At 73.3% G+C, this 25387-nt stretch carries 24 protein-coding genes and 2 pseudogenes; 14 read left to right on the top strand and 12 right to left on the bottom strand.

What is annotated here, in order from left to right:
• Positions 1–51: 51 nt before the first annotated feature.
• The 6 genes from ACIP5O_RS09135 to ACIP5O_RS09110 form a co-directional block, all read right to left on the bottom strand.
• Positions 52–477 carry a PTS fructose transporter subunit IIA gene (locus ACIP5O_RS09135; protein WP_356541957.1) on the bottom strand — a complete coding sequence of 142 codons (426 nt, stop codon included), beginning with the start codon at positions 475–477 and terminating at the stop codon, positions 52–54.
• On the bottom strand, positions 474–1097 hold the full coding sequence (gene dhaL / locus ACIP5O_RS09130; protein WP_401290434.1) for a dihydroxyacetone kinase subunit DhaL: 624 nt from the start codon (positions 1095–1097) through the stop codon (positions 474–476). The genes ACIP5O_RS09135 and dhaL overlap by 4 nt, the downstream gene beginning before the upstream one ends.
• A gap of 46 nt (positions 1098–1143) precedes the next feature.
• On the bottom strand, positions 1144–2136 hold the full coding sequence (gene dhaK, locus ACIP5O_RS09125) for a dihydroxyacetone kinase subunit DhaK (RefSeq protein ID WP_356541954.1): 993 nt from the start codon (positions 2134–2136) through the stop codon (positions 1144–1146).
• A gap of 271 nt (positions 2137–2407) precedes the next feature.
• On the bottom strand, positions 2408–2821 hold the full coding sequence (locus ACIP5O_RS09120) for a transposase (protein ID WP_401290965.1): 414 nt from the start codon (positions 2819–2821) through the stop codon (positions 2408–2410).
• 81 nt (positions 2822–2902) lie between these two features.
• The gene (locus tag ACIP5O_RS09115) at positions 2903–3331 is read right to left on the bottom strand and encodes a transposase family protein (RefSeq protein ID WP_401290431.1); all 429 of its coding nucleotides are present in this window, start codon (positions 3329–3331) and stop codon (positions 2903–2905) included.
• Between the two features lie 50 nt (positions 3332–3381).
• Complete coding sequence (locus ACIP5O_RS09110) at positions 3382–3933, bottom strand: hypothetical protein (protein ID WP_401290428.1); 552 nt, start codon at positions 3931–3933, stop codon at positions 3382–3384.
• Positions 3934–4264: 331 nt separating this feature from the next.
• Here ACIP5O_RS09110 and ACIP5O_RS09105 point away from each other — a divergent pair, with 331 nt between their 5' ends.
• From ACIP5O_RS09105 to ACIP5O_RS09075, 7 genes are all read left to right on the top strand, one after another.
• Positions 4265–5815: a vanadium-dependent haloperoxidase gene (locus tag ACIP5O_RS09105; protein ID WP_401290426.1), complete on the top strand. Its 1551-nt coding sequence runs from the start codon at positions 4265–4267 to the stop codon at positions 5813–5815.
• A gap of 145 nt (positions 5816–5960) precedes the next feature.
• On the top strand, positions 5961–6500 hold the full coding sequence (locus ACIP5O_RS09100; protein WP_401290423.1) for an HPP family protein: 540 nt from the start codon (positions 5961–5963) through the stop codon (positions 6498–6500).
• A gap of 72 nt (positions 6501–6572) precedes the next feature.
• Entirely contained in the window at positions 6573–7484 is a 912-nt protein-coding gene (locus tag ACIP5O_RS09095) for a sulfurtransferase (protein ID WP_356541944.1), read from the top strand.
• Positions 7477–7902, top strand: a complete 426-nt coding sequence (locus ACIP5O_RS09090; protein ID WP_401290420.1) for a cupin domain-containing protein — start codon at positions 7477–7479, stop codon at positions 7900–7902. The genes ACIP5O_RS09095 and ACIP5O_RS09090 overlap by 8 nt, the downstream gene beginning before the upstream one ends.
• Before the next feature lie 232 nt (positions 7903–8134).
• Complete coding sequence (locus tag ACIP5O_RS09085; RefSeq protein ID WP_356541941.1) at positions 8135–8608, top strand: cobalamin-dependent protein; 474 nt, start codon at positions 8135–8137, stop codon at positions 8606–8608.
• Positions 8605–11823, top strand: a complete 3219-nt coding sequence (locus ACIP5O_RS09080) for an FAD/NAD(P)-binding protein (RefSeq protein ID WP_401290416.1) — start codon at positions 8605–8607, stop codon at positions 11821–11823. Before ACIP5O_RS09085 ends, ACIP5O_RS09080 begins: the two co-directional genes overlap by 4 nt.
• The gene (locus ACIP5O_RS09075; protein WP_401290413.1) at positions 11820–13499 is read left to right on the top strand and encodes an acyl-CoA synthetase; all 1680 of its coding nucleotides are present in this window, start codon (positions 11820–11822) and stop codon (positions 13497–13499) included. Before ACIP5O_RS09080 ends, ACIP5O_RS09075 begins: the two co-directional genes overlap by 4 nt.
• 55 nt (positions 13500–13554) lie before the next feature.
• Here the strand turns inward: ACIP5O_RS09075 and ACIP5O_RS09070 are convergent, their stop codons facing one another.
• Positions 13555–14133, bottom strand: coding sequence for a TetR/AcrR family transcriptional regulator (locus ACIP5O_RS09070; RefSeq protein WP_401290411.1), 579 nt, complete (start codon positions 14131–14133; stop codon positions 13555–13557).
• Positions 14134–14275: 142 nt separating this feature from the next.
• Here ACIP5O_RS09070 and ACIP5O_RS09065 point away from each other — a divergent pair, with 142 nt between their 5' ends.
• The 4 genes and pseudogenes from ACIP5O_RS09065 to ACIP5O_RS09050 all read left to right on the top strand — a co-directional run.
• On the top strand, positions 14276–14824 hold the full coding sequence (locus ACIP5O_RS09065; protein ID WP_356541933.1) for a carboxymuconolactone decarboxylase family protein: 549 nt from the start codon (positions 14276–14278) through the stop codon (positions 14822–14824).
• Positions 14825–14931: 107 nt separating this feature from the next.
• Positions 14932–15987, top strand: a complete 1056-nt coding sequence (locus ACIP5O_RS09060; protein WP_401290407.1) for a LysR family transcriptional regulator — start codon at positions 14932–14934, stop codon at positions 15985–15987.
• 724 nt (positions 15988–16711) lie between these two features.
• Positions 16712–17275, top strand: a complete 564-nt coding sequence (locus ACIP5O_RS09055) for a DUF2243 domain-containing protein (protein ID WP_401290404.1) — start codon at positions 16712–16714, stop codon at positions 17273–17275.
• Positions 17275–18084: pseudogene (locus tag ACIP5O_RS09050) on the top strand (cytochrome c oxidase assembly protein); the annotation flags it as partial. The gene ACIP5O_RS09055 and the pseudogene ACIP5O_RS09050, both read left to right, overlap by 1 nt.
• Positions 18085–18118: 34 nt before the next feature.
• On the opposite strand, the gene ACIP5O_RS09045 reads toward ACIP5O_RS09050, so the two are convergent.
• Positions 18119–18676, bottom strand: a complete 558-nt coding sequence (locus ACIP5O_RS09045; RefSeq protein ID WP_401290402.1) for a DUF6328 family protein — start codon at positions 18674–18676, stop codon at positions 18119–18121.
• Between the two features lie 40 nt (positions 18677–18716).
• On the opposite strand from ACIP5O_RS09045, the pseudogene ACIP5O_RS09040 reads away from it, so the two are divergent.
• A pseudogene (locus ACIP5O_RS09040) lies at positions 18717–18899 on the top strand (plasmid stabilization protein); the annotation flags it as partial.
• A 124-nt stretch (positions 18900–19023) separates the two neighbouring features.
• Here the strand turns inward: ACIP5O_RS09040 and ACIP5O_RS09035 are convergent.
• The 3 genes from ACIP5O_RS09035 to ACIP5O_RS09025 form a co-directional block, all read right to left on the bottom strand.
• Positions 19024–19440, bottom strand: coding sequence for a CBS domain-containing protein (locus ACIP5O_RS09035; protein ID WP_401290401.1), 417 nt, complete (start codon positions 19438–19440; stop codon positions 19024–19026).
• Positions 19441–19678: 238 nt separating this feature from the next.
• Positions 19679–21088: an FAD-dependent oxidoreductase gene (locus ACIP5O_RS09030; protein ID WP_401290398.1), complete on the bottom strand. Its 1410-nt coding sequence runs from the start codon at positions 21086–21088 to the stop codon at positions 19679–19681.
• Between the two features lie 30 nt (positions 21089–21118).
• Positions 21119–22288 carry a polysaccharide pyruvyl transferase family protein gene (locus ACIP5O_RS09025; protein WP_401290396.1) on the bottom strand — a complete coding sequence of 390 codons (1170 nt, stop codon included), beginning with the start codon at positions 22286–22288 and terminating at the stop codon, positions 21119–21121.
• A 423-nt stretch (positions 22289–22711) separates the two neighbouring features.
• Between ACIP5O_RS09025 and ACIP5O_RS09020 the strand changes: the two genes are divergently transcribed.
• Together ACIP5O_RS09020 and ACIP5O_RS09015 are read left to right on the top strand one after the other, a co-directional pair.
• Positions 22712–23692, top strand: coding sequence for a TIGR03557 family F420-dependent LLM class oxidoreductase (locus ACIP5O_RS09020; RefSeq protein WP_401290393.1), 981 nt, complete (start codon positions 22712–22714; stop codon positions 23690–23692).
• A gap of 4 nt (positions 23693–23696) precedes the next feature.
• Positions 23697–24125: a VOC family protein gene (locus ACIP5O_RS09015; protein WP_401290389.1), complete on the top strand. Its 429-nt coding sequence runs from the start codon at positions 23697–23699 to the stop codon at positions 24123–24125.
• A 551-nt stretch (positions 24126–24676) separates the two neighbouring features.
• Here ACIP5O_RS09015 and ACIP5O_RS09010 read toward each other — a convergent pair.
• Entirely contained in the window at positions 24677–25312 is a 636-nt protein-coding gene (locus ACIP5O_RS09010) for a carbonic anhydrase (RefSeq protein ID WP_356541929.1), read from the bottom strand.
• Between the last annotated feature and the right edge of the window lie 75 nt (positions 25313–25387).

The following is a 25387-nucleotide window of genomic DNA, read 5'->3' as shown; positions in this document are numbered from 1 at the left end:
GGCGCCAGAGGCCCGGAGCGGAACCGGACCCGGCGCCCGCGCCCCTTCCCCTCACTCCTTCCGGTAGGAGTACGCCTCCGAGGCCGCGGCCGCCACCGCGTCGAGGTCCCCGCCCGCGCTCGCCGTCACCACCGCCGCGACCGCGCCCTCGACGAAGGGCGCGTCCACGAGCCGGGAGTTCCCGGGCAGCTCGTCGCCCTCGGCCAGCATCGCCTTCACGGTGAGCACGGCGCTTCCCAGGTCGACCAGGAGTGCCACCCCGGCGCCCCGGTCGACGACCTTCGCCGCCGCGCCGATCAGCTCGGAACTCGTCCCCAGACCGCCGTCCGGCGTCCCGCCCGCCGGAAGGACCAGAGGCGGATCGCCGCCGCCGGCGAGCCCCAGGGCCAGTTCGGCCACCGCCGCGGCGACCGCCGCGCTGTGCGAGACGAGCACCACGCCGACCGGCCCCGCGCCCCCCGCCCCCGACGGGCTCATCCCTCCTCTCCTTCCGCGGCAGCCGTGGCGGCGAGCGCCGCGAACAACAGGGCCGACGAGGCCGCCCCCGGGTCCCGGTGCCCGACCGACCGCTCGCCCAGATAGCTCGCCCTGCCCTTGCGGGCGCGCAGGGGTACGGTCGCGAGGGCGCCCTCCTCGGCGGCGGTGCGGGCCGCCGCGAACGACTCCCGCAGCGCCTCCACGGCCGGTACGAGCGCGTCCAGCATCGTCTTGTCGCCCACCCGGGCCCCGCCCAGCTGCGACACGGCGGCCACGCCGGCGCCGAACGCCTCCGCGAGCCGCTCCCGGCCGACCCGCTCGTCGTCGCCCAGCGCCTTCCCCGCGCGCCGCAGCAGCGTCCCGTACAGCGGTCCGGACGCGCCGCCCACCGTGGCGATGAGCTCCCGTCCGGCGGTGGCGAGCACCGCGCCCGGCGTCCCGGGCGGCTCCTTCGCCAGGGTCTCGGTCACGGCGGCGAACCCCCGCCTCAGATTGGCGCCGTGGTCGGCGTCGCCGATCGCCGAGTCCAGCTCGGTGAGCCGGTCCGCCTCGCGGTCGACGTCCTCGGCCACCGCCGCCAGCCAGCGCACCAGGAACTCCGCGCCGAAGGTCTCCGTCATGCCGCCTCACACTCCCGTGTCGTCATCGGCCCTTCTCCCGCCCGTCTCACAGTCCCCAGCGCAGGGCGGGGGTCCGCACGGGCGCGTCCCACAGGCGCAGCAGCTCCTCGTCCGCCTCGCACAGGGTCACGGAGCAGCCCGCCATGTCGAGCGAGGTCACGTAGTTCCCCACCAGTGTCCGGGCCACCGGCACCCCGCGCTCGGTGAGCACTCGCTGCACCTCGGCGTTGAAGCCGTACAACTCCAGGAGCGGGGTCCCGCCCATCCCGTTCACCAGCGCGAGGACCGGCCCGGACGGGCGCAGGTCCTCCAGGACGGCGTCGACGGCGAAGTCCGCGATCTCCCGCGAGGTCATCATGGCCCGCCGCTCACGGCCCGGCTCGCCGTGGATCCCGACGCCCAACTCCAGCTCCCCGCCGGGCAGGTCGAAGGTGGGGCCGCCCTTGGCGGGGGTGGTGCAGGCGCTCAGGGCCACCCCGAAGGAGCGGCACCGCTCGTTGACCCGGCGGGCGATCGACTCCACGCGCTCCAGCGGGGCGCCCTCCTCGGCGGCGGCCCCGGCGATCTTCTCCACGAACAACGTGGCCCCGGTGCCGCGCCGCCCCGCGGTGTAGAGGCTGTCGGTCACCGCCACGTCGTCGTTCACGAGCACCTTGGCGACCTGGATCCCCTCGTCCTCGGCCAGCTCGACCGCCATCTCGAAGTTCAGCACGTCCCCGGTGTAGTTCTTCACGACGAACAACACCCCCGCACCACTGTCGACCGCGGCGGCGGCCCGCACCATCTGGTCGGGCACGGGAGACGTGAACACCTCGCCGGGGCAGGCGGCGGCGAGCATCCCGGGCCCCACGAACCCCCCGTGCAACGGCTCGTGCCCGGACCCACCGCCGGACACCAGCGCCACCTTTCCCGCCACGGGCGCGTCCCGCCGCACCACGACCCGCCGCTCCACGTCCACGGTCAGCTCGGGATGCGCGGCGGCCATCCCGCGCAACGCGTCGGCGACGACGGTCTCCGGGACGTTGATCAGCATCCTCATGGGTACCTCCTGGTGGGATGAGCAGGCAAGCCGCTGAACAGGGTTTTCACAGGTCAGGGCAATCGGACAAGATGTCGATCTTGGCGGTTCGCCGCGGTGGGCAGCGGTTCCGTGCGGTACTGACGCCGACTTCATGCCGACTTTCCTGACGATAGGTCAGGTAAAGATCGAATGGACGGACTTCGCGCATGCGCAGGATGGCGAGACCGCTGATGTCCTACCGTGCGCGTGCATGGGGAGAGCGCAGTCCCAGGACGGAGGGTGCACGGTGTCACCTGTCCCGTACGCGGACGGGGAGGCGGCGATGGCCGAACAACCGGGCGATCGACCTCTCGACCTTCCGGCGGTGTCGGCCGAGTCGCTCGCCGGGCTCGATCCCCGGGCGCGCGATGCGCGGGACGAGCCCTCGTGAGCGGAGCCGGGCGAGGTGTGCGGCGGAGAAGTGTGCCTTGTCGGTGCGGACCCCGACCGGTCGCCGTCGTCGTGGCCCGCGCCGGGACCGTATGGCGGGGAGGCCCAGGAGCAGCGGCCTGAAGGCCTGGCTGTCGTGCACGTTCGCGCCGGGGACCGCGACGGCCGGCGGGATGCCCTGGGCTTCGGACAGCACATGCGGCTTGCTGCCCTTCTTGCCGCGATCGACCGGGTTCGGTCCGGTCGGTGAGCCCCCCCTTTCGCGCGGACGGATGCGGCGTCGATGATCACCGAGGTCCCATCCGGCTCGCCCCCGGCGCCGAGCTCGTCCAGCGCCGCCCGGTGCGACCGCCGGTCAGCACGTGGACCACCGCCGTGAACACCTTCCGGTCCGCCACCGGCGCTGTCCCCCGCCCCGTTGTCCGGGCCGGAACGGCGGTGGCGCCGGCGAGGACCATGGCCTTGACGGCGTTCTGCTTGTTCTTGCCGGAGACGAACTCGTCCCGGTCCTTTCGGCCGGCAGTGGGCCTGCGGGCGCGGATCCGGCGCCGTCGACGGTCCCGGTCTGTCCGCTGGCGCCAGGGCGGTCGACGACCCCGGCGCGGGTGCGGAGCCGGATGCCGTCGGCGACGGCGCGGCCCCGCTCGGCGAGCAGCGGCCGCACTGCGCCGATCGCCCGGGTGATGGCGGGGCGGCCGACGCCGAACCGGCAGGCCAGGGCGTCGTGAGGGGTCGCACGGCGGAGGCGCGCAAGCGTGGCCAGGAGCTGGATGGTGGTTGTCACGGCGGTGACGGTGCCTGCCGTCCGGCGACATCCGGATGAAAAGCCGCCTCTTAGGACTTTTCGGGTGAGAGCTGGGCCGCATCCTCACGGGCCGGGGTGGTCGTCACCACCACTACTCCCGCGAGCAGCACCACGTTCTTGACGACGAACTCACCCACCAGCGTGAGCAGCAGCGGGTTGGTGTGGGCGAACGCCACCGACGGCGTGAGCGCGAGCACCGCGAAGGTGCCGCAGAGGTGCGCGGCGAGCACCGGCAGGGCCACCGCGCGGATGCGGCCCGACACCAGCCAGAGGCCGAGCACCATCTCGCCCCAGCCGAGCGCGGGCACGAACCAGCTTCCCGCGGGGAACGGCAGGACCGCTACGACGAGCGCGGCCGCAGGGCTGAGCCCGATGGCCTTGAGCGCCCCGAACCAGACGAAAACGCCGCCGAGACCGGTACGGAGCGCTCCCAGACCGAAGTGGTGAAGGCGTGGTGCGAGCCGGTCGAAGCGGCCGAGTGGAGTCGGCGCGCCAGCGGCCGGGGAGTCGGCAGCCCCGGGCGCGAGGGGCTGCGGGGGAGGGGTCGAGGCGGCGGGTGCCACCCGAGAGGAAACGGTCATGCGCGGGCATCTCCATCACGAGTCGACGCGGGGGCCGGGCGGGGCCGGGCGGGGCGGATCGAGGCCGAGTGGGGCGGAGCCGGGCGGCGGACCGCTCGGATCGCGCCGAAAACACGGCAGGAGGGTCGGACACCGTGAAGCCACGCTAACCACGCCCCGAGCACCTCCGCGATGCCCATCGCTTCCTTGCATACCGGCGATGGAAGAAGTCGATCGGGCGTTGCCGGACTCGATCAATTCTCGCCAGCCTGAGCGCTGTTCGAGTTTGCGTTTGATCCATAGACCCGGACCGCGTCCCTTTACTCCCGGCACCCTGCGAAGGAATCCACGGATGTCCCACCGACCCGCTGCCACCGCCTCCCTCACGAGCCACGCGGCCCGCACCGCACTCACCCGGCGCCGGGTGCTCACCACCTCCGTCGCGGCGGCCGGGGCGCTCGCTCTGCCCGGCACTCCGGCATGGGCCGTTCCCACCAGCTTCGAGGCGGAGACCCGTACCGGCCGCCGTGCTCCCGGCGCCGTCCCCGACTCCAGTGTCGTCATCCGCTGGAACCAGGCCGCGATGGACGCGATCCTCGGCCGCTACCAGGCCGCGGGCAACCGCTTCGGCCCTGCCACCGTGAACGCCCGTGCCCTCGCGATCATCCACAACGCGATCTACGACGCCTGGGCGTGTTACGACCGCTGCGCCGTCGGCACCCGTTTCGGCGGCGCGCTGCGCCGGCCCCGTTCCGAGCGGACTCTCGACAACAAGAACGAGGCCATCAGCTACGCGGCCCACCTCGCCATGCTCGACCTGTACCCCGAGTACAAGGTCGCCATCGACAACATGCTGCGCAGCCTCGGCCACGACCCCGAGCTCGTGAACCCCCGTCGCAACAGTCCCGCCTGGATCGGCCGCCGCACCGCGCAGGCGGTCCTCGACTACCGGCACGACGACGGCGCCAACCAGCTCGGCACCCCCGCGTACACCGACACCACCGGTTACCAGCCGCTCAACGCGCCCCAGATCGCCGGCGCCTTCGACCCGGCGACGGTCACGGACCCGGCCCACTGGACCCCGCTCATCGTGGGCGGCAAGACGCAGCGCTACCTGACTCCGCAGTTCGCGGTGATGAAGCCCTTCGCCCTGAGCACCCCCGACCAGTTCACGGTCCCCGCCCCGCCCGCCTACCCCTCCGTCCGGCTGACGGCCGCCATCGAGGAACTCCTCGACATCAGCGCCAACCTGACCGATGAGCAGAAGGCCATCGCCGAGTTCTGGCTCAACGACGACGTCACCCCTCCCGGCGCCCAGCAGATGTGGGGACGGTACGTCTCCGCCCGTGACGGCCACGGCGTCGACGAGGACGCGCAGATATTCTTCGGCCTCAACATGGCCGAGTGCGACGCCGCCATCGGCTCCTGGGCGGTCAAGCGCGACTACGACTTCGCACGGCCCTCCACCCTGATCCCCTTCGACCGGCGAGGCCGGCAGATTCGCGCCTGGGGCGGACCCGGCCGGGGCACCGTCACCATGGACGGCGTCGACTGGCAGGCATACGTGGCCGTCCCGCCGTTCCCGGCCACCGTCTCCGGTCACAGCACCTTCTCCGGCGCCGCCTCCGAGTTCCTGCGCCGCTTCACCGGCTCGGACTCCTTCGGCGACTCGTACCGCTTCAAGGCGGGCGCCTCCACCGTCGAGCCCGGCCTCACCCCGCGCACCGACGTCGTGCTGCACTGGCCCACCTTCAGCGAGGCCGCCCGGCAGGCCGGTATCTCCCGCGTCTACGGCGGCATGCACTGGAGCTTCGACAACGAGCCCGGCATCGAGATGGGCCACCGCATCGGCAAGGTCGTGCACCGCCAGGCCATGCGCTACTTCGGCGGCACCCACCGCTGATCAGCCCCCGCCGTCACCCACCCGTCCGGGCGGCGCCCGCCGCCGCCCGGACCGGACCCCCGGGCGAGCACCGCCACCCCGACCCGGTCGGCGGCGAGCAACCACCGTCCGCCCACCCGCACCGCCTTGCCGAGGAGAGACCACCGTGAGCAACCAGACCCAGACCCCCGAGGGCGCGGCGACCCCGCCCGTCCGCAGCCGCTGGGCGGGCGGCGCCCCGCCCTTCCCCGGCAGCCGGCCCGCCGCCCTCGGAACCCTCGTCACCGTAGTGTCCCTCGTGGTCCTGGTCGCCCTCGGCAAGGCCACCGGCCAGCTCCTGATGATCGCCCCCCTGGCCGCCACAGCCATGATCATCTGCAGCTCCCCCCTGCTGCCCCCGGCACAGCCCCGGGGCGTCATGCTCGGCCAGCTCGGCTCCGGCGTCCTCGGGCTCGCCGCCGTCGTCCTGTTCGGCTCCTCCCTCTGGGTGGCCGCCGTCGCAGCCGGCCTCAGCGTAGGCCTCATGCTGCTGCTGCGGGCCGTCCACGCCCCCGCCGCCGCCACCGCCGTCCTCGCCGTCCTCCAGGACCCCGCCCCGCTGCGCTTCCTCGTCCTGCTTGCCGTCGGCAGTGCCCTTCTCGTCCTCGTGGGCGTGCTCGCCTCCCGCCTCGGTGTGATCGGCAAGTACCCGACGTACTGGTGGTGACCCACCGGCCCCGGCGCCGCCCCTCTTCCCGTCCGCCCGCACCTCCGCGTAACGACACCCAACGGAGCGCCCGTGAACCGAGACCGACTGCTCGTGAGCTGCGAGCAGATCATCGAAAAGCTGCGTGACCCCGCGGCCGGGGACGAGAACACGGTCCTCGTCGAGATCACCGACGGCGGCAGCACCCTGGGCCGGATCCCCGGTTCCGTCCGCCTGGACTGGACCGGCGACCTCCAGGACCCGGTGCGCCGGGACGTCATCGGCCCCGAGGCCTTCGCCGGACTCCTCGGCCGCCACGGCATCACCGCCGGCCACACCGTCGTCCTCCTCAGCGGCAACAACAACTGGTGGGCCACCGCCGGATACTGGCAGTTCCGGCTGTACGGCCACCGGGAGCTGCGGATCCTCGACGGCGGACGGCTCCGCTGGGAGGCACTCGGCGCCCCGCTCACCCGGGACGCGCCCGAACGTCCGGCGACCACCTACCCCGTGCCGTCCGTCGACGAGACGATCCGCGCCCGTCGTGAGGACGTGCTCGACCACATCGGACGTCACCAGCTCCTCGACGTCCGTTCCCTGGAGGAGTACCTCGGGCAGAGCAACACTCCGCCCGGCGTGCCCGAGGACCTCGGCGTGCGCTGCGGGCACGCCCTGTCCGCCGAACACATCCCCTGGCACACCGCCGTCCACCCCGACGGCACCTTCCGCGACGACGAGGAACTCACCCGCGCCTACGCCGACGTCCGCACCGACGTGCCGACCGTCGTCTACTGCCGGGTCGGCTGGCGCTCCGCGCACAGCTGGTTCGTCCTGCACGAACTCCTCGGACTTCCCGGCATTCGCAACTACGACGGCGCCTGGCGCGAGTTCGGCTCCCTCATCGGCGCCCCCATCGTCAACGGCCCCGAGCCCTGGGGCCCCGACGGCATCCCGTCCATCGTCGCCCAGCGCGACGCAGCATCGGAGGTCCGCGCCCATGCCTGACGTCACCGTCTTCCGCGACGTGCTCCGTAACGGATTCGACCAGAACGACCTCCCCTGGGTGCCCTGGACGGAACCCGGCCGCGTCGGCGTCGAGTACGTCGTCCTGTGGGGCCCCGATCCCGCCGAGGGCGAGGACTCCGCCTCCCTGCTGCTGCGCTTCCCGCCCGGCGCGCACGGCGACTTCCACGAGCACCTGGGCCACGAGCTGATGCTCGTCCTCGACGGCACCCTGGACCACAGCGACGGGCGCCGCTTCCACCGCGGCGACCTCGTCGTCGAGGAGCCCGGCACCCGGCACCAGATGTCCAGCGCCGAGGGCTGCACCGTCCTCGCCGTCCGCGCCCGCCCCGCGGCGCCGCGGTCCCCCGAGGCCGGCGAGATCACCATCGGCGTCGGGGCCGGGACACCGTCGGTCTGACCCGGTACGACACCGGGGCCGCCGGGCCCGGCGGCCGAGGCCCACGCAGCCGGCCGGGTACGCCCCGCACCACTCGGCGGCCCGGCCCGCGCCCCGTCCGGGCCCGGTCGTCTCCACACGCGCCCGTGTACCGCCCGGCCGGTCCGATGCGGCCCGTGCACGAGCGCGGGCCCGGCCCGTACGGGGCCCTTCCGTACGCCCACCCGCCCGCACCCTTCCGGAGAGAGACGCCATGACCCCGTCCGCACGGCCCCAGCCCCTGCGCAGTCCCGAGCCCTCCCGCCGGGTCCTGCTCACCACCGGTTCCTCCGACGCGCACACCTGGAACCTCGTCCACCTCCAGCTCTTCCTGGAGGAGCACGGACACTCGGTGCTCAACCTGGGCCCCTGCGTCCCCGAGCAGCTGCTCGTCGACACGGCCCGGATGACCAGGCCCGACCTGGTCGTGCTCTCCTCCGTCAACGGCCACGGCCACCAGGACGGGCTGCGCGCCGCCCGAGCCCTGCGCGCCGACCGCACGACCCGCTCCGTCCCGATGGTCATCGGCGGCCTCCTCGGCATCTCGCCCGAGGGCGCCGCCGCCCGTACCGCCGAGCTCCTCGACGCCGGATACGACGAGGTGTACGCGGACGGGACCCCGCCCACCGCCCTGCTGAGCCGGCTCGCGGACCTCGGCGGCGCGTGTACCGGGCGGGCCGCGGCTTGACGACCTCCGCCCCGTCCCCGCACGCCCCCGGCGATCTCGGAGCCTTCGTCCAGGAGTCGGCAGAGGTCGGCGAACTGGTCGTCCAGCCCCGGATGGGCATGGTCGGACCCGAGGACATGGCCGGTGGAGTCGCCGCCGTCGCCGCGCTGCCCGAACGAACCGTCGCCACCCTCACCATCGACAGCTACACCCGCGTGGGCGACCACGCCGCCGCCACCGCCGCCCTCCGGGAGGGCCGGCCCCTCAACGGGTTCCCGTTGGTCAGCCACGGCCCCAAGACCACCGCGCGGGTCGCCGCCGCGGCCGGACGCGCCTCACCCGTCCAGGTCCGGCACGGCTCCGCCGACCCGATGGCCATCTTCCGCACCATGGCCGCCGCCGGACTCGCCGCCTCCGAGGGCGGCCCCGTCTCGTACTGCCTGCCCTACGGACGCACCCCGCTGGCCGAATCCGTCGCCGCCTGGCGTGACTCCGTCCAGTTCCTCACCGAGGAGAGCCGCGCGCACGGCCGCCGGGCCCACCTCGAATCCTTCGGCGGCTGCCTCCTGGGACAGCTCTGCCCGCCCTCGCTCCTCGTCGCCGTCTCGGTCCTGGAGTGCCTGTTCTTCGCGGCCAACGGCGCCACCAGCGTGTCGCTCAGCTACGCCCAGCAGACCCACCCCGCCCAGGACACCGGTGCGCTCACCGCCCTGCGGCTGCTCGCCGACGAGTTCCTGCCGCCGTCCGTCGACCGTCACATCGTGCTCTACACGTACATGGGCGTGTACCCGAGGACCGTGCCCGGCGCCCGACTGCTGCTGCGCCGCAGCGCCGAACTCGCCGTACGGGGCGGGGCGCAGCGCCTCATCGTGAAGACCGAGACCGAGGCGCACCGCATCCCGACCGTCGAGGAGAACCTGACCGCCCTGCGGATCGCCGCCGACGCGGCCCGCACCGTCCCGCGCGGCCCGCACCAGGAGGCCGGGGGCTCCGCGGCGGACGCCGAGGAGATCCTCGCCGAGGCCCGGGCCCTGGTCACCGGGGTCCTCGCGCTCTCCGACGACCTCGGCGTCGCCCTTCTGAAGGCCTTCGACCGGGGCCTCCTCGATGTGCCGTTCTGCCTGCACCCCGACAACCGGGGCGCCGTCCGGTCCACCCTCACACCGGACGGGCGCCTGCAGTGGACGGACCTGGGCGCGTTGCCGCTGCTCACCACCAGCAGGAGGACCGTTCCGATGACCTCACGCCAGCTCTCCGGCATGCTCGGCCGGGTCGCCCGTGAGCACGACCGGGCGGCGGCGACGGACCCGCCGCCGGAGCCGGCGTCCCGCGACCTCCCGGCTCCGCCCGCGGCGCCGCTGCGGATCGCGTTCGTCGGCATGGGCCCGCGCGGCCTCTCCGTACTGGAGCGGCTCGCGGCCCGGTGCGCCGCGCGGCCGCCCGCGCGGCCGATCGAGGTGTTCGCGGTGGATCCGTACGAGGCGGGGGCCGGGCGGATCTGGCGGACGGACCAGTCGTCCTGGTTCCTGATGAACACGCCGGCCAAGGAGGTCACCATGTTCTCCGGACCCGCCGACGCCGGGCCGCACCGGCCCGGCGCCGGACCGAGCCTCGGCGAGTGGTGGGCCGAGGACGATCCGGCAGGCGCGGATCCGGAAGGCTACGCGCCGCGCGCCGTCTACGGCCGCTACCTGACGTACGTCATGCGGCGGATCGAGGAGACCCTGCCGTCCGCGCTCACCGTCCACCGCGTCCCCGCCCGGGTGATCTGCGCCGACCGCGCCCGGGACGAGGACGGGCGGGACGTCGCCGGCCACCGGCTGAGACTGGATCGCGGTGACGTCCTCACCGTCGACCGGATGGTCCTCGCCACCGGACACCCGGTCAACGAACTCGACGCGGACCAGCGCGTCTGGAAGCGGTTCGCCCGTGACCACAGCACGCCGGCCCGTCCCGTCCGGTACATCGCCGGCGGCTCCGCGAACGAGATGCCGCTCGCCGAGATCCCGGCGGGCGCGCGGGTCGGCGTCCTCGGCATGGGGCTCACCTTCTACGACGTCCTCGCCGAGCTCACCCTCGGCCGCGGCGGCACCTTCACCGAGGGCTGCGACGGCCTGCTCTACCTGCCGAGCGGCAAGGAGCCCCGCATCCACGCCGGGTCGCGCGGAGGCGTGCCCCTGCTCACCCGGGGCGTCAACCAGAAGTGCTCCGCCCACCGCTACCGGGCGCGGCTCTTCACCGCCGAGCGGATGGCCGCGCTCCGCGCCGAGGAGGCGCCGCTCGACTTCGAGCACGAGGTCCTGCCCTGGCTGCTCGCGGAGGTCAACCTCGTCCTCCTCGCCACCCGGATCCGCCAGGTCCACGGCTCCGAAGCGGCCGACGACTTCACCGAGCGCGGTGCGCAGGCCCTCGCGGACCGGCCCGACCCTCGCCTCCTGGAGCGGCTCGCCGCCGCGTACCGGATCGACTCCCGGCCGCTCACCGGCCTCGACGTGCTCGCCCGTCCGTTCGGCGAGCGGCGCTTCGGCTCCCCGGCCGAGTACCACAAGGTGCTCACGGAATGGTTGCGCGCCGACCTCTTCGAGGCGCGCCAGGGCAATGTCGACGGTCCCCTGAAGGCGGCGGCCGACGTCCTGCGGGACGTCCGACAGACGATCCGTACCGTGGTCGACTTCGGCGGGCTGACCCCCGCGTCGCACCGCTGGTTCCTCGCCGAGTTCGGCCCGGTCGCGGCGATGGTCTCGACCGGACCGCCGCAACTGCGCTCCGAGCAGTTCCTCGCGCTGCTCGCGGCCGGGATCCTCGAACCGGTCGGCCCCGGTGCCCGCTTCGGGACCGATCCCGTCGAAAGGCGGTTCACGGTGGAGTCGACGCAGGTGGAGAACTCCTGGGTGCCGCTGGACGTCGTCGTGGACGCCCGGGTGCCCGGCACCGACCTGACGGCCGACCGGAACCCGCTGCTGCGGGGACTGATGGCGGACGGCGAGATCCGCACCTTCACCAACACCGGAGACGGCGAAGGGGAGTTCGCCACCGGTGGCCTGGACTGCACCGACTCGCCGTTCCACCCGGTCCGGGCGGACGGCACGGTGGACACCACCACCCACGTGCTCGGCATCCCGACCGAGTGCACCCGCTGGTTCACCCAGGTGGGCAGCGGCCGGCCCGGCCCCTGGGGCTCCTTCACCCGCGACGCGGACGCCATCGCCGAGGCGCTGGCCGGAGGTGGGGTGTGAGCTCCGGCCGTACGCCCGCCCACGAGGAGTACCGGGCCGCGCGGGACCTGCTGCTGCGGCTGCGCGGCGACCGCGAGGCGGCCTGTGCCGCCTTCCGGTGGCCGCGGGCCGAGCACTTCAACTGGGCCCTCGACTGGTTCGACGTCATCGCCGAGGGCAACGGCCGGCCGGCCCTCGAAATCCTCGGACATCCGGCCCCGGACGGCGTCGTCCCCGTCGTCGACCGTGTCTCGTTCGCCGAACTCGCGGCGCGGTCCGACGCGTTGGCGGAGGCACTGCGCGACCACGGGGTCGTCCCCGGGGACCGCGTCCTGATCCTCCTCGGCACCCGGGCCGAACTCTGGGAGACCCTGCTCGGCTGCATCAAGCTCGGCGCGGTCGTCGTCCCCGGCTACCAGGACCTGACCCGCGCCGAGGCGGCCGACCGGATCACCCGGGGCGCCGTCCGGCACGTGATCGGCGCACCCGGACTCGTCGGCCTCCTCGACGGGCTGCCGGTGCCGGGGATCCGGATGGCGCCGGGCGCGGACCGGGCGGGCTGGGTCCCGTACCCTGACACCCGCGCGGCCGGGCGGCCCCGATTCGTCCCGGACGGGCCCACCCGTGCCGCCGATCCCTCCTTCTGCTACTTCACCTCCGGCACGACCTCGCTGCCCAAGCTCGTCGAGCACAGCCACGCGGGGTACGGCATCGGGCACCTGTCCAGCCTGTACTGGAGCGGACTGCGGCCCGGCGACCGTCACCTCAACCTCTCCGCACCCGGCTGGGCCAAGCACTCCTGGTCCAGCTTCTTCGTGCCCTGGGCGGCGGAGGCCACGGTCCTCGCGCCCCCGGACGGCGGCCTCCCGGCCGCGGCGCTGCCCGGAGTCCTCGCCACCCACCGCGTCACCAGCTTCTGCGCGCCCCCCAGCGCTTGGCGGGCCCTGCTGCCCCACGCCACCGGCGGCGCGGACGCCCCCCGGCTGCGTGAGGCGACGGCGGCGGGGGAGCCCCTGACGGCCGAGACGGTGGAGCGGATCGAGACGGCGTGGGGGGTACGGGTGCGGGACGGCTACGGTCAGACCGAGGCGACCGCACTCATCGGCCGCGCCCCCGGCACCCCGGAGCCGCTCGCCCCGCTCGGGCACCCGCTCCCCGGGTACCCGATCGTGCTGCGCGATCCGGAGACGGGGGAGCGGGCCGACAGCGGGGAGGTCTGCGTGGACCTGACGGACCGTCCGCCCGGCCTGATGCTCGGCTACGCGGGGCTTCCCGACCGCACGGCGGAGGCCTTCGTCGACGGTCTGTACCGGACGGGTGACAGGGGTGAGCGGTGCGCGGACGGTTCGATCCGGCTGCTCGGCCGGATGGACGAGGTCTTCAAGTCGTACGGTCACCGGGTCTCCCCGATGGAGATCGAGGCGGTCCTGCGCGCCCACCCGGAGGTGGCCGACGCGGCGGTGGTGCCGTGCGAGGACCCGGAGGGCGGTCTCGCGCCGTACGCGGTCGTGGAGTTGCGGTCGGACGCGGCGGCGTCGGGTGCCGCGGGCCATGGGCGCGTCCGGGCCGAACTCCTGACCCTCGCCGCGGAGCGGCTCGCGCCGGTGTTCGTCCCGCGCGGCGTCGAGGTGGTCGCCGTCCTGCCCCGCACCCGCTCGGGCAAGGTGCGCCGGGCAGAACTGCGCCCGAAGCCCTGAGCCCGCGCGACGGCGAACTCCGACCGCACTGACGGACGCGCACGCGTCCCGGACGTCAGGCGCCGACCGGTTCCCGGTCCGCCGTGCGCAGCAGGACCTCCGCCACGCTCCTGGCCCGTACCGCCGCCTCCGCCGTGCCCTCGCGCAGGGCGGTCACGATCGCCCCGTCGCCGAGCAGGGCGAACTGGCGGGCCAGGGCCTCGTGGTCGCGGTAGCCGCCGTCGCTGAGCAGCCGGTCCAGGACCGCGATGACCTTCTCCTTGTGCTCGGCTGCGACGTGATGCGCCGGGCTGTCGGGGTCGGCGGTCTCGACCATCGTGTTGATGAAGGCGCAGCCCCGGAACGACGCCGCCGCGAAGCGTTCCGCGAGGCCGTCGAAGAGCGCGAGCGGTAGCTCCTGCGGGGAGCGCTCGCTGACCGCGATCCGGCCGTCGAGCCAGGCGCGCCACATGTCGTCGCGGCGCCGCAGGACCTCGACGACCACGTCGTCCTTGCTGGGGAAGTGGCGGTAGAAGGAGGCGCGGCCGACTCCGGACTCGGACAGGATCCGCTCGATGCCGACGGCCCGGATCCCCTCCTCGTAGAACAGACGCTCCGCCGCGCCGAGGAGCCGTTCTTTCGCGTTCGTGGCCATACCAGACGGTACCACTCGGTTCCGTGTCGGTGCCCCCCTCCCGGAGTGGAGCGGCGGCCTCCCGTTGCATCCGACGGAACCGATCGGTACCGTTTGGATGGTACCGATCGGTTCCATCTTGGTCCGTCTCAAGGAGAGCTCCATGCCCCGCCTGCCCCAACTGACCGTCGAGACCGCCGACGAGGAGCAGCGCGAGCTGCTCGAAGGCACCCTCAAGCAGCTCGGCAAGCTGCCCAACCTCTACGCCGCGCTCGCCAACGGCCCCGCCGCGCTCCGCGGTTACCTCGCCATGCGAGAGGCCCTCGTCGGCGGCAGCTTCAGCGCCCGGCAGCGTGAACAGCTCGCGCTCTACATCGCGCAGCGGAACGACTGCACGTACTGCGTCTCCGCGCACACCCTGCGCGGCGGCAAGGTCGGACTGACCGAGGAGGAACTGCTCGACACCCGCCGCGGTGCCGACGCCGGCGACCCGCACATGGACCAGGTACTGCGCTTCGCCGGCGCCGTCATGGCCACCGGCGGCCGCGTCACCGACGAGGCCCTCGCCGACGCCCGCGCCGCCGGGGTGACCGACGCGGAGATCGCCGAGATCGTCGGCCACGTCGCGCTCAACGTGCTGTCCAACTTCTTCAATCACGTAGCGCAGCCGGACTTGGACTTTCCGATGGTTCCGGCGCACCTCGCCGAGTAGAGTCTTCGCGGCCGACCAGGGGTGTCGGGCGCGATGAGGCGTCCGGCACCCCTGCGGCTTGTCAGACCGACCGGGGCGATCGAAGCAGGTGGCCGACCAGCCACCCGGTGCGAGGAGCTGCCGCCTGCGTGCGGCAGGGGGGAATTCACGTGGACATCGACGCAAGAACCCTTCGGACCTTCCGTGAGGTGACCCTGACCGGGTCCTTCACCCAGGCGGCACGCCGCCTCGGGTACTCACAGTCCAGTGTCACTGCGCAGATGCGGGCCCTGGAGAGACAGGTGGGGGAGCCGGTCTTCGAGCGGCTCCCCAACGGCGTCCGGCTGACCCGCGCCGGCACTGTCCTGTGTGAATACGCGCGCCAGATCCTCACGCTCGTCGGTGAGATGGAGACCGCCCTGCGCCGACCGGTGGTCAACCCGCCGCGCCTCACCGTGGGCATCGTCCCGGCCCTGGCGTACGGACAGCAGCTCGCCCGGGTGACCCACGTCGGGCGTCAGCTCCTCCCCGGCGTCCAGCTCGCCCTGCGCGTCATGGGGACCGCCGAGGTCCACGACGCCTTCCGGTCCGGAGCGATCGACGGCGCGCTGGTGCTCACGGTCGTCGGCGCCGACGAGCCGGTCGTCCGGTTAGCCGACCAGCTGCACACCGACCGTCCCGACGAGCTGTCGGAAGTGCGGCTCCAAGAGGTCGAGTTCGTCCCCGTCACCAGCGTCGGCCAACGGCGCCGCGGTCTCACCCGCCAAGTGGTCATCGCGGACCCGGACTGCCCCTCTCAGCGCTGGCTCCCCGAATTCCTCCGGCTGCGCTCCGACAGTCCCCCCGAGATCCATGAACTCGGCTCCATGGCGGGCGTCCGAGCCGCCACCCAGGCGGGCCTCGGCTGCGCCATGCTGCCCGTGGCCCTCGCCGCCTCCCATCAGGAGGCCGGCGGGCTGCGTCTCCTGCCCGGCGTGCCCCGGATGCGGTGGAACGCCTCGCTGCTCCTCGGCCGCCCCGACACCAGACCCGCGCTCGACTGGCAAAACCTCGTCGAGACGCTCCGTCAGGCCACCGCGCTCTCGTGTCTCCTGCACCCCGGCGATCCCGCCTCCGGGTGCGCGGTCGACGTGCTGGGCGGCCGGACCACCGCACTCGACCCGGACACGAGCATCGCATCCTGATCCGTCGAGCATCCCCGTGACCGGTGTCACGGCGCTCCGCCGTCTCCCCCGGCCCACCCCCGACCGGGTCCTGATGGGAACGGTGGCGCGTCGTGGCACCTTCCCGTCTGCCTGGAACAGCGGGACGAGCCGGGTGACGCCGTTGCGGTTGCCGCCGGTCGGGGTGGCGGCGAGCGAGAGGCCCGTGGCATCGGTGGTCAAGCGGTGCTCGCCGTCCGTCCTGCCCCGGTCGGCACGGCCCCGTCCCGCACCGAAGCCCCTTCTACCGCCCGGAAGCGGGAGCCCGTCGACCGCTGTCAAGGAGAAGCCCAGGGCGTCCGCGCCGCGGAGCATCGGCCAAGGCTCTTCGTAGAGCCGGGGTCACACACCGGCCCCGGCCCACTCGGCCGAGCGTCGCCGGGACGTCACGCCGGCCCGAAGTCGAGCTCCTGCGGCAAGTACTCCCACATCCTGCCGGCACTCGCGGACCGGGTACGGCGCCGCGTCGCTCGGGGATGCCGAAGCCGCTGGTGCGAGGGGAGGACGACAGCTTCCGGGGCATCGCGTACGCCGGGCGCTTCGCCGAGGAGATGCCGCACGCCGGCGCTGTTCGAAACGTTCACGAGTTCCGACCGCGCGCTGCCTGGGCCGGGTGGAGGACATGCGCGCGTGAATGCCGTGGAGAGGGGAACCTGCGACTGAGGCATGTTCCACCGAAGCCCAGGCGCAGGAGCGGAGACAAGCGATGGCCACCGTGGAAGGCGAAGCACGGGCCGGGTTCTCACGGCCGAGGAGCATCCGGCTGCCGGGCATCGTGCTCGGGGTGGGGATGGGCGGGTTCGTCGACGGCATCCTGCTGCACCAGCTCTTGCAGTGGCACCACATGCTCTCCAGCACCGACGAGGACCACATCGGGGTGAAGTACTACGACCCCCGCACGGTCCCGGGCCTGGAGATGAACACCCTCTGGGACGGCATCTTCCACACCGTGTGCTGGCTCGCCGTCCTCCTCGGCCTCGCCATCCTGTACTCGCGGGTCACCCACAACCGACGGCGGGTGTGGACCTCCCGGGTGCTGTGGGGCTGGATGCTCGTGGGCTGGGGCCTGTTCAACCTCGTCGAAGGCATCCTGGACCATCACGTCCTGGGCATCCACCACGTCTACGCCGGAGACGGCCAGGTCTGGTGGGACATCGGCTTCCTCGTCCTGGGCGCCCTGCTGGTCGCCGGTGGTCACCTGCTCCAGCGCAGCGGCCGGCCCTTCGACCCTGACGCTCCCGCCGAGCGCCGTGAAGGCCGACCCGCGTGATGGACCACGACATGCCCGCACACGGGCACGCTGTGGGCGGCAGCCTCCTCGAATGGCTGCTGCCCGCCCTCGTCCTGCCGGCCGCCGCCGGTGTCTACCTGCTGCTCGCCCGCCGGGCCCGCCGCCGCAACCCGGCCCGGGGCTGGAGCCGGTGGCGGACCGCCGGCTTCCTGACCGGCACCGCCCTGCTCGCGGCGGCCCTGCTGCCGCCCGTGGCCCCGTTCGCGCACGAGGACTTCCGCGGCCACATGGCCCAGCACATGCTCATCGGCATGTACGCGCCCCTCCTGCTCGTCCTCGCGGCCCCCGTCACCCTCCTGCTGCGCACCCTGCCCGCGGCGCGGGGGCGGCAGCTGGCCGCCGTACTGCACAGCCCGCCCGCCCGGGTGGTCGCCCATCCGGCGGTCGCACTGGCCCTGTCCGCGGGCGGCCTCGCGCTGCTCTACTTCACTCCCCTCTACCGCGCGACCGCGGGCAGTCCGGCCGCGCACTGGCTGCTGCACGCGCACTTCCTGCTGTCCGGCTGCCTCTTCGCCCACGTCATCGCCGGGCCCGACCCGGCGCCTTCCCGGCCCGGAGTGCGTGCCCGGCTGGTCTACCTCGGTATCGCCATCGCGGCGCATGCGGTGATCTCCCAGCTGATGTACGGGGGCTTCTGGGTCGACGTCCACGCCCCCGTCCACCAGGTCCGGGGCGGCGCGGAGATCATGTACTACGGAGGCGACATCGCCGAACTGCTGCTGGCGGTCGCCCTGGTCACCACCTGGCGCCCCGAACACCGGCATTCGGCGCGCCGTAAGGAGCGTGCGACGTCCGCCCGCCGCCCCGGTACGAACCGTGGCCTCAGCGCCGGGACATGCGGTGGGCGCGGTGACGTGCCCACAGGGGTATGGCGAACCACCAGGCCGCAATCCACACCGCCATGCCCGCGACCAGCCAGAACGCCAGAGTGTCGTGCAGTGCCACCCGCAGGATGAGCAGCAGGACCATCACCATGGTGCAGAAGAGCAGCAGCAGCCCGGTGAAGGTCATGTGGGAGGCGATCGTGACGGTCTGGGGCTTGAGGCCCTTGCCCGAGACCAGGCGGTGCAGCGCGACGGGGCCGATCAGGGCGCCGACCGTGGCCGCGCCGAAGCCCACCGTGACGACGAAGATCGCGTGGTCGACGTCGTTCAACTCGGTGAAACGGGGCTGGAAGACCACCGCCAGCAGGAAACCGAACAGGATCTGCATCCCCGTCTGGGCGACTCGTAGCTCCTGCAGCAACTCGCCCCAGCGGCGGTCCGCCCGCTCGTCCTCCGTCTCGTCCCGCCCGTCCGGCCGCGCGTCCCGGTCGTGCGCCGCCTCCGGCTCGTCCTGAACCGCCTGGAGGGCCCCGTCCTTGTTGCTGTCCGTTTCCATGGACGTCGTGTGCCCCTGCCCCGGGCCTTCCATGTTCGCGACCGCGGGCAAGGCCTCCCCCCCCCAGGACAGGAAGTCCGCTTCGCAGCGCGGTGGCGAGCGCTCGCACAGCGGCTCCCAGGGGCCGACGAAGGGCCGGCTCTACGCCGAGGCGAAGAAGCGGGGGGTCGAGGGCCGCTCGTCCGTGAACGAGCAGGAGCTCAAGAAGCCCCTCGGCCGCTGAACCCGGCCCGGTCGGGATGGACGGACCGGGCCGGGTTCAGCGGCCGAGGGGCGCCGGTGAACATCCGGCGCCCCTCGTCGCAAGTGTCGGTCGTGGTGGCCGCGCCACCCGCCCTCCCGTGGACTCAGTCCGTGGACAGGGCCTGGAGGAGGTCGCCGACCTGAGGGTCGGACAGGGCGCGGGCGACATCGGCCTGGGCGACGATGCCGACCAGGGTGTGTCCGTCGATGACCGGCAGGCGGCGGACCTTGTGCTCGCTCATCGTGCGCAGGATCTCCTCGGCGTCGTCGTCGGCGCCGATGGTGACCGCCTCGCCCTGGGCCAGGTCCCCGGCCTTGACCTGGGCCGGGTCCTTACCGGCACCGAGGACCTTCACCACGATGTCGCGGTCGGTGAGCATGCCCTTGAGCTTCTCGTCGGTGCCGCAGATCGGCAGCGCGCCGACGCCGAGCTCGGTCAGCTTCTTCGCCGCGTCCAGCACCGTCTCGTTCGCACCGATGCACTCGGCGCCCGCCGTCATGATCTCTCGCGCAGTCGTCACTCGGGATACCCCATTCCTGTCGGCAGCCGTGGGAACAGCTTCGTTTGCGTACCTTTTCTCCTTTTTACGCCTGGCCCGGACTCCTCGCGGTAAACCACGGCCGGGACAACGGCCACGTCATCCGGATACCCGCGTCCGCTGGTTCCTTCTTCTACGCGGCGGGAACGGGGCGGCCGAACGAGGAGGAGCCCGTCATCGGGGTTTCTCGTCTCCTTCGGCGTACGCGGTCACCGGGGCTTCACCTCAGGCTGGCGCCCTGGGCGAGCAGTTCCTGCCGGACCGCGTGGACCGGGACGTCGCGGGGCAGGGCGCCCCGGGTGGAGGCGAGGGCCGCGCAGACGCCGGCGGCTTGCCCGGTGGCCATCGAGATGGGCATCACGCGGTACGAGGAGTGGGCCACGTGGTCGCCGGAGATGCACCGGCCGGCGACCAGGATCCTGTCCAGGCCCCGGGGCATCAGACAGCGCAGCGGGATGTCGTACGACTCTCCGCGCGGCAGCCGCCGCAGTGTGGTGCCGCGGCCGCTCGGGTTGTGGATGTCCACCGGGTAGGCGCCGCGGGCGATGGCGTCGTCGAACTTGTGCGCGCCCAGCACGTCCTCGCCCGTGAGCTCGTACTCGCCCGCGATCCGGCGGGTCTCGCGGACCCCGACCTGCACGCCGCTCTGCACGACGTAGGACCGCTCGAAACCGGGCACGCGGCTGCGCAGGAAGCGGGAGATCTGTTCCATCTGGCGGTGGGCGGCGAACTCGGCGCGGGTGAGGTCCCACACGCTGGTGCCCAGCACCTCGGTGACACGGGTGGAGTTGACCGCGATCTCGCCGTCGTTCGGGGTGGCGAAGAAGAGGATGTCCTCGCGGGGCAGGTCCAGCTCGCCGGCGTCGGTGGCGGCACGGACGAGGTCCCACAGGCCGTGCACGCCCTTCCACTGGTCGGGGTGGGCGCGGGCGTACCCGGCGAACTCCTCCTGGTCGAAACGCGCCATCCGGAACATCAGCGTCATGGGCTGCGTCCAGCCGTCCTCGGGGCGGCCGATCTCGTACGCCGCCCCGGCCGAAGCGGCGATGTCGCCGTCGCCGGTGCAGTCGACGATCACGTCGGCGTCGATGACGACCGGCCCCGACTTCGTCTCGAACACCGCGCGGGCGCGCTCGGGGTGCGGGACGACCCCGGAGGCGAAGGCGTGCAGCAGGGTGCGCACCTCGTGCTTCTCCAGCAGGTCGTACACGACCAGCTTGAACAGCTCCGCGTCGAACGGCACCGTGTAGCCGGTCTCGACCGACGGGCGGATCGCCGCTCCGGCGCGCACCAACCGGTCGAGCAGCGTCCACAGGACGCCGGCGACGACCGGTTCGCCCTCGCCGTGGTCGGGCGGCAGCAGGCGGGCGGTGTCCCCCGCGACGGCCTGCTTGACCTCGTTGTGGAAGCTCATCAGCGGCATGACCAGCGCGGCGGTGGCGTTGCCGCCGAGGAATCCGTACCGCTCCACGAGGATGACCCGGGCGCCCGCGTTGGCGGCGCCGACGGCCGCTCCGATGCCGGCCGGCCCGCCGCCGACGACCAGCACCTGCGTGCTGCCCCCGTGCAGGGCCTGCCGTGGGGGCAGCTCCACGTGGCGGGGCGTGCGGGGCGCGATCAGGTGGGTCACGGGTCCTCCCGGGGCCGGGACGGGCGGGGGTCAGCCGACGGGGGCCGCGGTCGTCGGCGGGCCGGGCAGCACGGGCGAGGGGGCGATGGTCTCCAGATAGGTCAGGAAGCGTTCGGCGGTCCGGTCGGCCCGCACCCGCATGGCCGCCGTCCGGGCGGCGATCTCCGCCAGCCGTGCGGGCCGCTCGTCCCAGAGGCGGTCCACCTCGGCGAGCAGCATGCCGACGTTCTCCCTCGCCACCCCGCGCAGGGCGGGCGCGCCGATCTGCTGGGCGAAGTCGAAGACCTTCCCCGCGTACGGCAGGGGCAGCAGGGGGACGCCGGCCAGCGCGGCGAAGATGAGGAAGTGCAGCCGCATCCCGATGGCCAGGTCGAGATGCTTGACGATGTCGAGGACCTGCTGCGGACGGGAGGCTCCGCGCAGCACCGTGCAGGCACCGGCGTCGGCCATGTGGGACGCCACGGCGTGCGCGTGCCGGATGTCGTCGCGTTCCATGGGGACGAACACGACATGGGCGTCCAGCCGGTTGACGAGGAAGTCACCGACCTGGGCGAGGAGCTGGTGGTAGCCGTGCTCGTCGAGGTGCGAGGCGGCCCGGCCCGGCTCGCGCACGCTCATGCCCACCAGACGCACCCCGCGCGGCACGGCCTCGGCCCTCAACAACTCCTCCCCGCTGTCACCGGGCCGCAGCAGCAGGGCGGGGTCGGCGGTCACCGTGATGGGACGTTCGAGACCGGCCTCCTCCAGGACGAGCTTCGACTCCTCGTCACGGACCGTCACCGCGGCCGCGTCGGTGAGGGTCGAGCGGACCCAGTCACGATCGACCTCGTCGGCGAGGGGGCCGGCGCCCACGGCGTACGTGAAGACAGGGACGCCGTAGCCCTGGGCGGCGCGCGCCAGCCGCAGGTACCGGCGGGCCTCCGTGTCGTAGAGGATGCCCCCGCCGCCCAGGACCAGGACGTCGAGCCGGCGCAGGTGCTCGGAGAGCCGCTCCCGCGTCACGCCCTCCCAGCCGACGACCTCGACGTCCGGGCGCACACCGCGGCTGTAGTCCGGGTCGCGGGAGAACACCACGACGCGGGCATCCGGCCGCGCGCCCTGCACACGGTCCAGCACGGCGGTGAGGATCGCCTCGTCACCCACGTTCTTGCCGCCGTAGGAGCCCAGCACCCCTACGGTCACACCCTTGCCGTGGCCCATGATCGCCTCTCGTGATCTCCAGCGAGTGCGGTTGCTCCCCACCAGTTCACCCCATCGGGAGATTTGCGCATCTCGGGACGCTTCGATGCGCGGACTCACCTCCACCCGCGCCGGTCACCGGGGTGACGGGCATGTGCGCGGTAGGCAGCGGGACGCCGGGTCCGAAGGGCCGATCACGCCCGGACGGTGGGGAACGCGTCTCGTCCGGTGATCATCGGCAACCGCCGGATCGCGGTTCCGCCGGCCGGTGTGATCGCCGAACCCATGGCCGAGGTGGGCACCGGTCCCGCCGAAGCCCTCGGCGCCCCACCACGTACCGGGCACGAACTCGTCGGGCCGGCCGGACCGCCATTCGGATGGAGGCGGAAGGCCGCCCGGTGGTGTTCGTCCGGCTGCGATCACGCCGGGTGTCAGGGTCGGCGCATGGAAATCGGTTACAAACTGGCCTCGGAAGCCTACGGTCCGCAAGAGCTCGTCCGGCAGGCGGTCCGCGCCGAGGCGGCGGGTTTCGACTTCGTCGAGATCAGCGATCACTACCACCCGTGGCTCGACGTCCAGGGGCACTCCTCCTTCACCTGGACGGTACTGGGCGCGATCGCCGCCAGGACGGAACGCGTCGCGCTGGTGACCGGAGTGACGTGTCCGACGATCCGCTACCACCCGGCGATCATCGCGCAGGCCGCGGCGACCCTCGCCCTGGTGTCCGACGGCCGCTTCGTCCTGGGCGTGGGCTCCGGCGAACGGCTCAACGAGCACGTCGTGGGACGCGGGTTCCCCGACACCGTGCGCGAGCGGCACGAGCTGCTCCGCGAGGCGCTGGAGATCATCCGCCTGCTGTGGCGCGGCGGCTACCGCTCGTACGACGGCAAGCACCTGCGGCTGTCGGACGCCCGGGTGTTCGACCTGCCCGGGGAACTTCCGCTCATCGCCGTCGCCGCGAGCGGCCCGCGCTCGGCGCGGATCGCCGCGGAACTCGGCGACGGCCTGTTCGCCACGGAGGACAAGGCGTCGATCGTCCGGCACTACCGGGACGCCGGCGGTTCCGGTCCCGGGTACGCGGAGGTGCCCATGGCCTGGGCGCCGGACGAGCGGACCGCCGCCCGGGAAGTGCTGAGAACGTCACGGTGGGCGCTGACCGGATGGAAGGTCATGAGCGAACTCCCCAATCCGGTCAACTTCGACGCGGCCACCGCCACCGTGCGCGAAGAGGACGTCCTGGAGAAGTTCGCCTGCGGTCCCGACCCGGAGCGCCACCTGGCAGCGGTCCAGCGGTACGTCGACGCCGGGTTCGACCGGCTGGTGCTGCAGAACGCCGGCCCCGATCCCGACGGATTCCTCGACTTCTACCGGAGCGAACTCGAACAGCCCCTGCGCCGCCTGCGCCCGTCCGACGCCGCTTCCTGAGCCCGTGGCACAGGACTCCGTCTGCCGCGGCATCGACCACGTCGGGGTCACCGTTCCCGACCTCGACGCGGCGACCGACTTCTTCGCCCGCGCCCCGGACGCCGAGGTGCTCGACGACACGCTGCGCCGCGAGGACGGACCGAACGGCGGCGCGGGTCCGGAGCAGCGGCCGGGCGTGCCGCCCGGCAGCCGACAGCGGGCGATCCGGATGCTCGCCCTGCCGCACGGCCCGGGCCTGGAGCTCTTCGCGTTCGACGGACCCCGGCAGCGGGACGCGGCGCTCCCCTACGACCTCGGCCGGCAGCACCTCGCCGTCTACGTCGAGGGGGCGGGCGCGCGCTGTCCGGGCCGCACCCGCTGCCGGGCCCGGAAGCCGGACCACGCGACCGCATGGTCTGCACGCGCACACCGTGGGGAAGCACGCCGGAGCTGATCACCTGTCCCGATCCGCAGCCCCACGAGGAGCACACGCCACTCCGACGCCACCGGCCTCCCGGGAAGAACGTCCGTTCCCGGTGCCGGACCTGCCGCCGTCTCACTTCCGGGCGGTGCGGCGCCCGGGGACGGGGACATGGGGCCGGTGGCCCCGACTGTCCGGTCCGGGTGCCCGGCACGGCGCGGTGGCCGGTCTGACGCGGCGGGCCGTCGGCCGACGGGTGGGCATGGGGGTGGGCGCCGATTTCAGGTCGGGGTACTCGGCGGCTCGCTCGCCCCCTCGACCGTTGCATCCGGTGTCGGCCGCATCACCTCCGGCCTCGAACCCGCCCTCTGGCCGGTCCGCCGCGAACTCGGCGCGGACGTCGCGGCGGGCCTGGAGCAGATGCTGGAGTACGAGGCACGCGGCACCGTCCGGACTCCGCCCCCGGGGCGCTGAGTGCGGACCGGTACGGCGCAGGGGTCAGGTCTCCCGCCTGCGCCGTCGTACGGGGCGCCGCCCCCCGGTCCGGACCGGGGGGCGGCGGGCCTTCTTTCCGGTCGGGGCCGTCAGACGGCCGGGGCCTCCTCGGAGGCCTCGACGCCGCGGGTGGTCACGACGCGGGCGTTGCCCTCGGCGAGCGCGTAACCGAGGCCGACGACGGCGATGTCACCGGCAGCGACCTGCTCGGAGAGGAGACGGGAACGGTCGAGGAGCAGGTCCACGGTGTGGCGGATGTGCTCGTCGATCACGTCGCTGTCCGAGGTGAGACCGGCGGTGCGCGCGGCCAGGATGCTCGGCGTGACCCGTTCCACCACGTCGCGGACGAAGCCGCTCGCGGCGAAGCCGTCCTCGACCGCCGCGCGGGCGGCGGCGACGGCACCGCACGAGTCGTGGCCGAGCACGACGACGAGCCGGGCGCCGAGGACGCTGGTGGCGTACTCGATGCTCCCCAGCACCTCGGAGCCGAGCACGTGCCCCGCGGTCCGCACCATGAACAGGTCCCCGAGGCCCTGGTCGAAGATGATCTCGGCGGCGAGCCGCGAATCGGAGCAGCCGAGGACGACGGCGAACGGGTCTTGTCCGGGGGCCAGCTCCGCACGGCGGGCGGCGTCCTGGTTCGGATGCTCGGGCGCGCCCGAGACGAAACGCTTGTTGCCCGCCAGGAGGGCGTCGAGAGCGACGGAAGGAGAAGTTCTAGGCATGGCATCACCTTATGACCTGGCGTCGGCGTACCGGCACGTACGGCTGGTGACATGTGCCCGGTTGCGCGGACGGGG

Origin of the sequence: Streptomyces sp. NPDC088915 (assembly GCF_044749825.1) — a bacterium.
In the GTDB taxonomy this organism is placed as follows: domain Bacteria; phylum Actinomycetota; class Actinomycetes; order Streptomycetales; family Streptomycetaceae; genus Streptomyces.
The sequence above is the reverse complement of the archived record's forward strand: the minus strand, read 5'-3'. Positions and strand labels throughout refer to the sequence as shown.

Excerpts from the sequence above, each read along its gene's own strand:
- ACIP5O_RS09020 (WP_401290393.1), top strand. The coding sequence starts at position 22,712 with ATGGAAATCGGTTACAAACTGGCCTCGGAAGCCTACGGTCCGCAAGAG.
- ACIP5O_RS09090 (WP_401290420.1), top strand. The coding sequence starts at position 7,477 with ATGCCTGACGTCACCGTCTTCCGCGACGTGCTCCGTAACGGATTCGAC.
- ACIP5O_RS09070 (WP_401290411.1), bottom strand. The coding sequence starts at position 14,133 with ATGGCCACGAACGCGAAAGAACGGCTCCTCGGCGCGGCGGAGCGTCTG.
- ACIP5O_RS09045 (WP_401290402.1), bottom strand. The coding sequence starts at position 18,676 with ATGGAAACGGACAGCAACAAGGACGGGGCCCTCCAGGCGGTTCAGGAC.
- dhaK (WP_356541954.1), bottom strand. The coding sequence starts at position 2,136 with ATGAGGATGCTGATCAACGTCCCGGAGACCGTCGTCGCCGACGCGTTG.
- ACIP5O_RS09055 (WP_401290404.1), top strand. The coding sequence starts at position 16,712 with ATGGCCACCGTGGAAGGCGAAGCACGGGCCGGGTTCTCACGGCCGAGG.
- ACIP5O_RS09135 (WP_356541957.1), bottom strand. The coding sequence starts at position 477 with ATGAGCCCGTCGGGGGCGGGGGGCGCGGGGCCGGTCGGCGTGGTGCTC.
- ACIP5O_RS09010 (WP_356541929.1), bottom strand. The coding sequence starts at position 25,312 with ATGCCTAGAACTTCTCCTTCCGTCGCTCTCGACGCCCTCCTGGCGGGC.
- ACIP5O_RS09105 (WP_401290426.1), top strand. The coding sequence starts at position 4,265 with ATGTCCCACCGACCCGCTGCCACCGCCTCCCTCACGAGCCACGCGGCC.
- ACIP5O_RS09110 (WP_401290428.1), bottom strand. The coding sequence starts at position 3,933 with ATGACCGTTTCCTCTCGGGTGGCACCCGCCGCCTCGACCCCTCCCCCG.
- ACIP5O_RS09025 (WP_401290396.1), bottom strand. The coding sequence starts at position 22,288 with ATGGGCCACGGCAAGGGTGTGACCGTAGGGGTGCTGGGCTCCTACGGC.
- dhaL (WP_401290434.1), bottom strand. The coding sequence starts at position 1,097 with ATGACGGAGACCTTCGGCGCGGAGTTCCTGGTGCGCTGGCTGGCGGCG.
- ACIP5O_RS09085 (WP_356541941.1), top strand. The coding sequence starts at position 8,135 with ATGACCCCGTCCGCACGGCCCCAGCCCCTGCGCAGTCCCGAGCCCTCC.
- ACIP5O_RS09065 (WP_356541933.1), top strand. The coding sequence starts at position 14,276 with ATGCCCCGCCTGCCCCAACTGACCGTCGAGACCGCCGACGAGGAGCAG.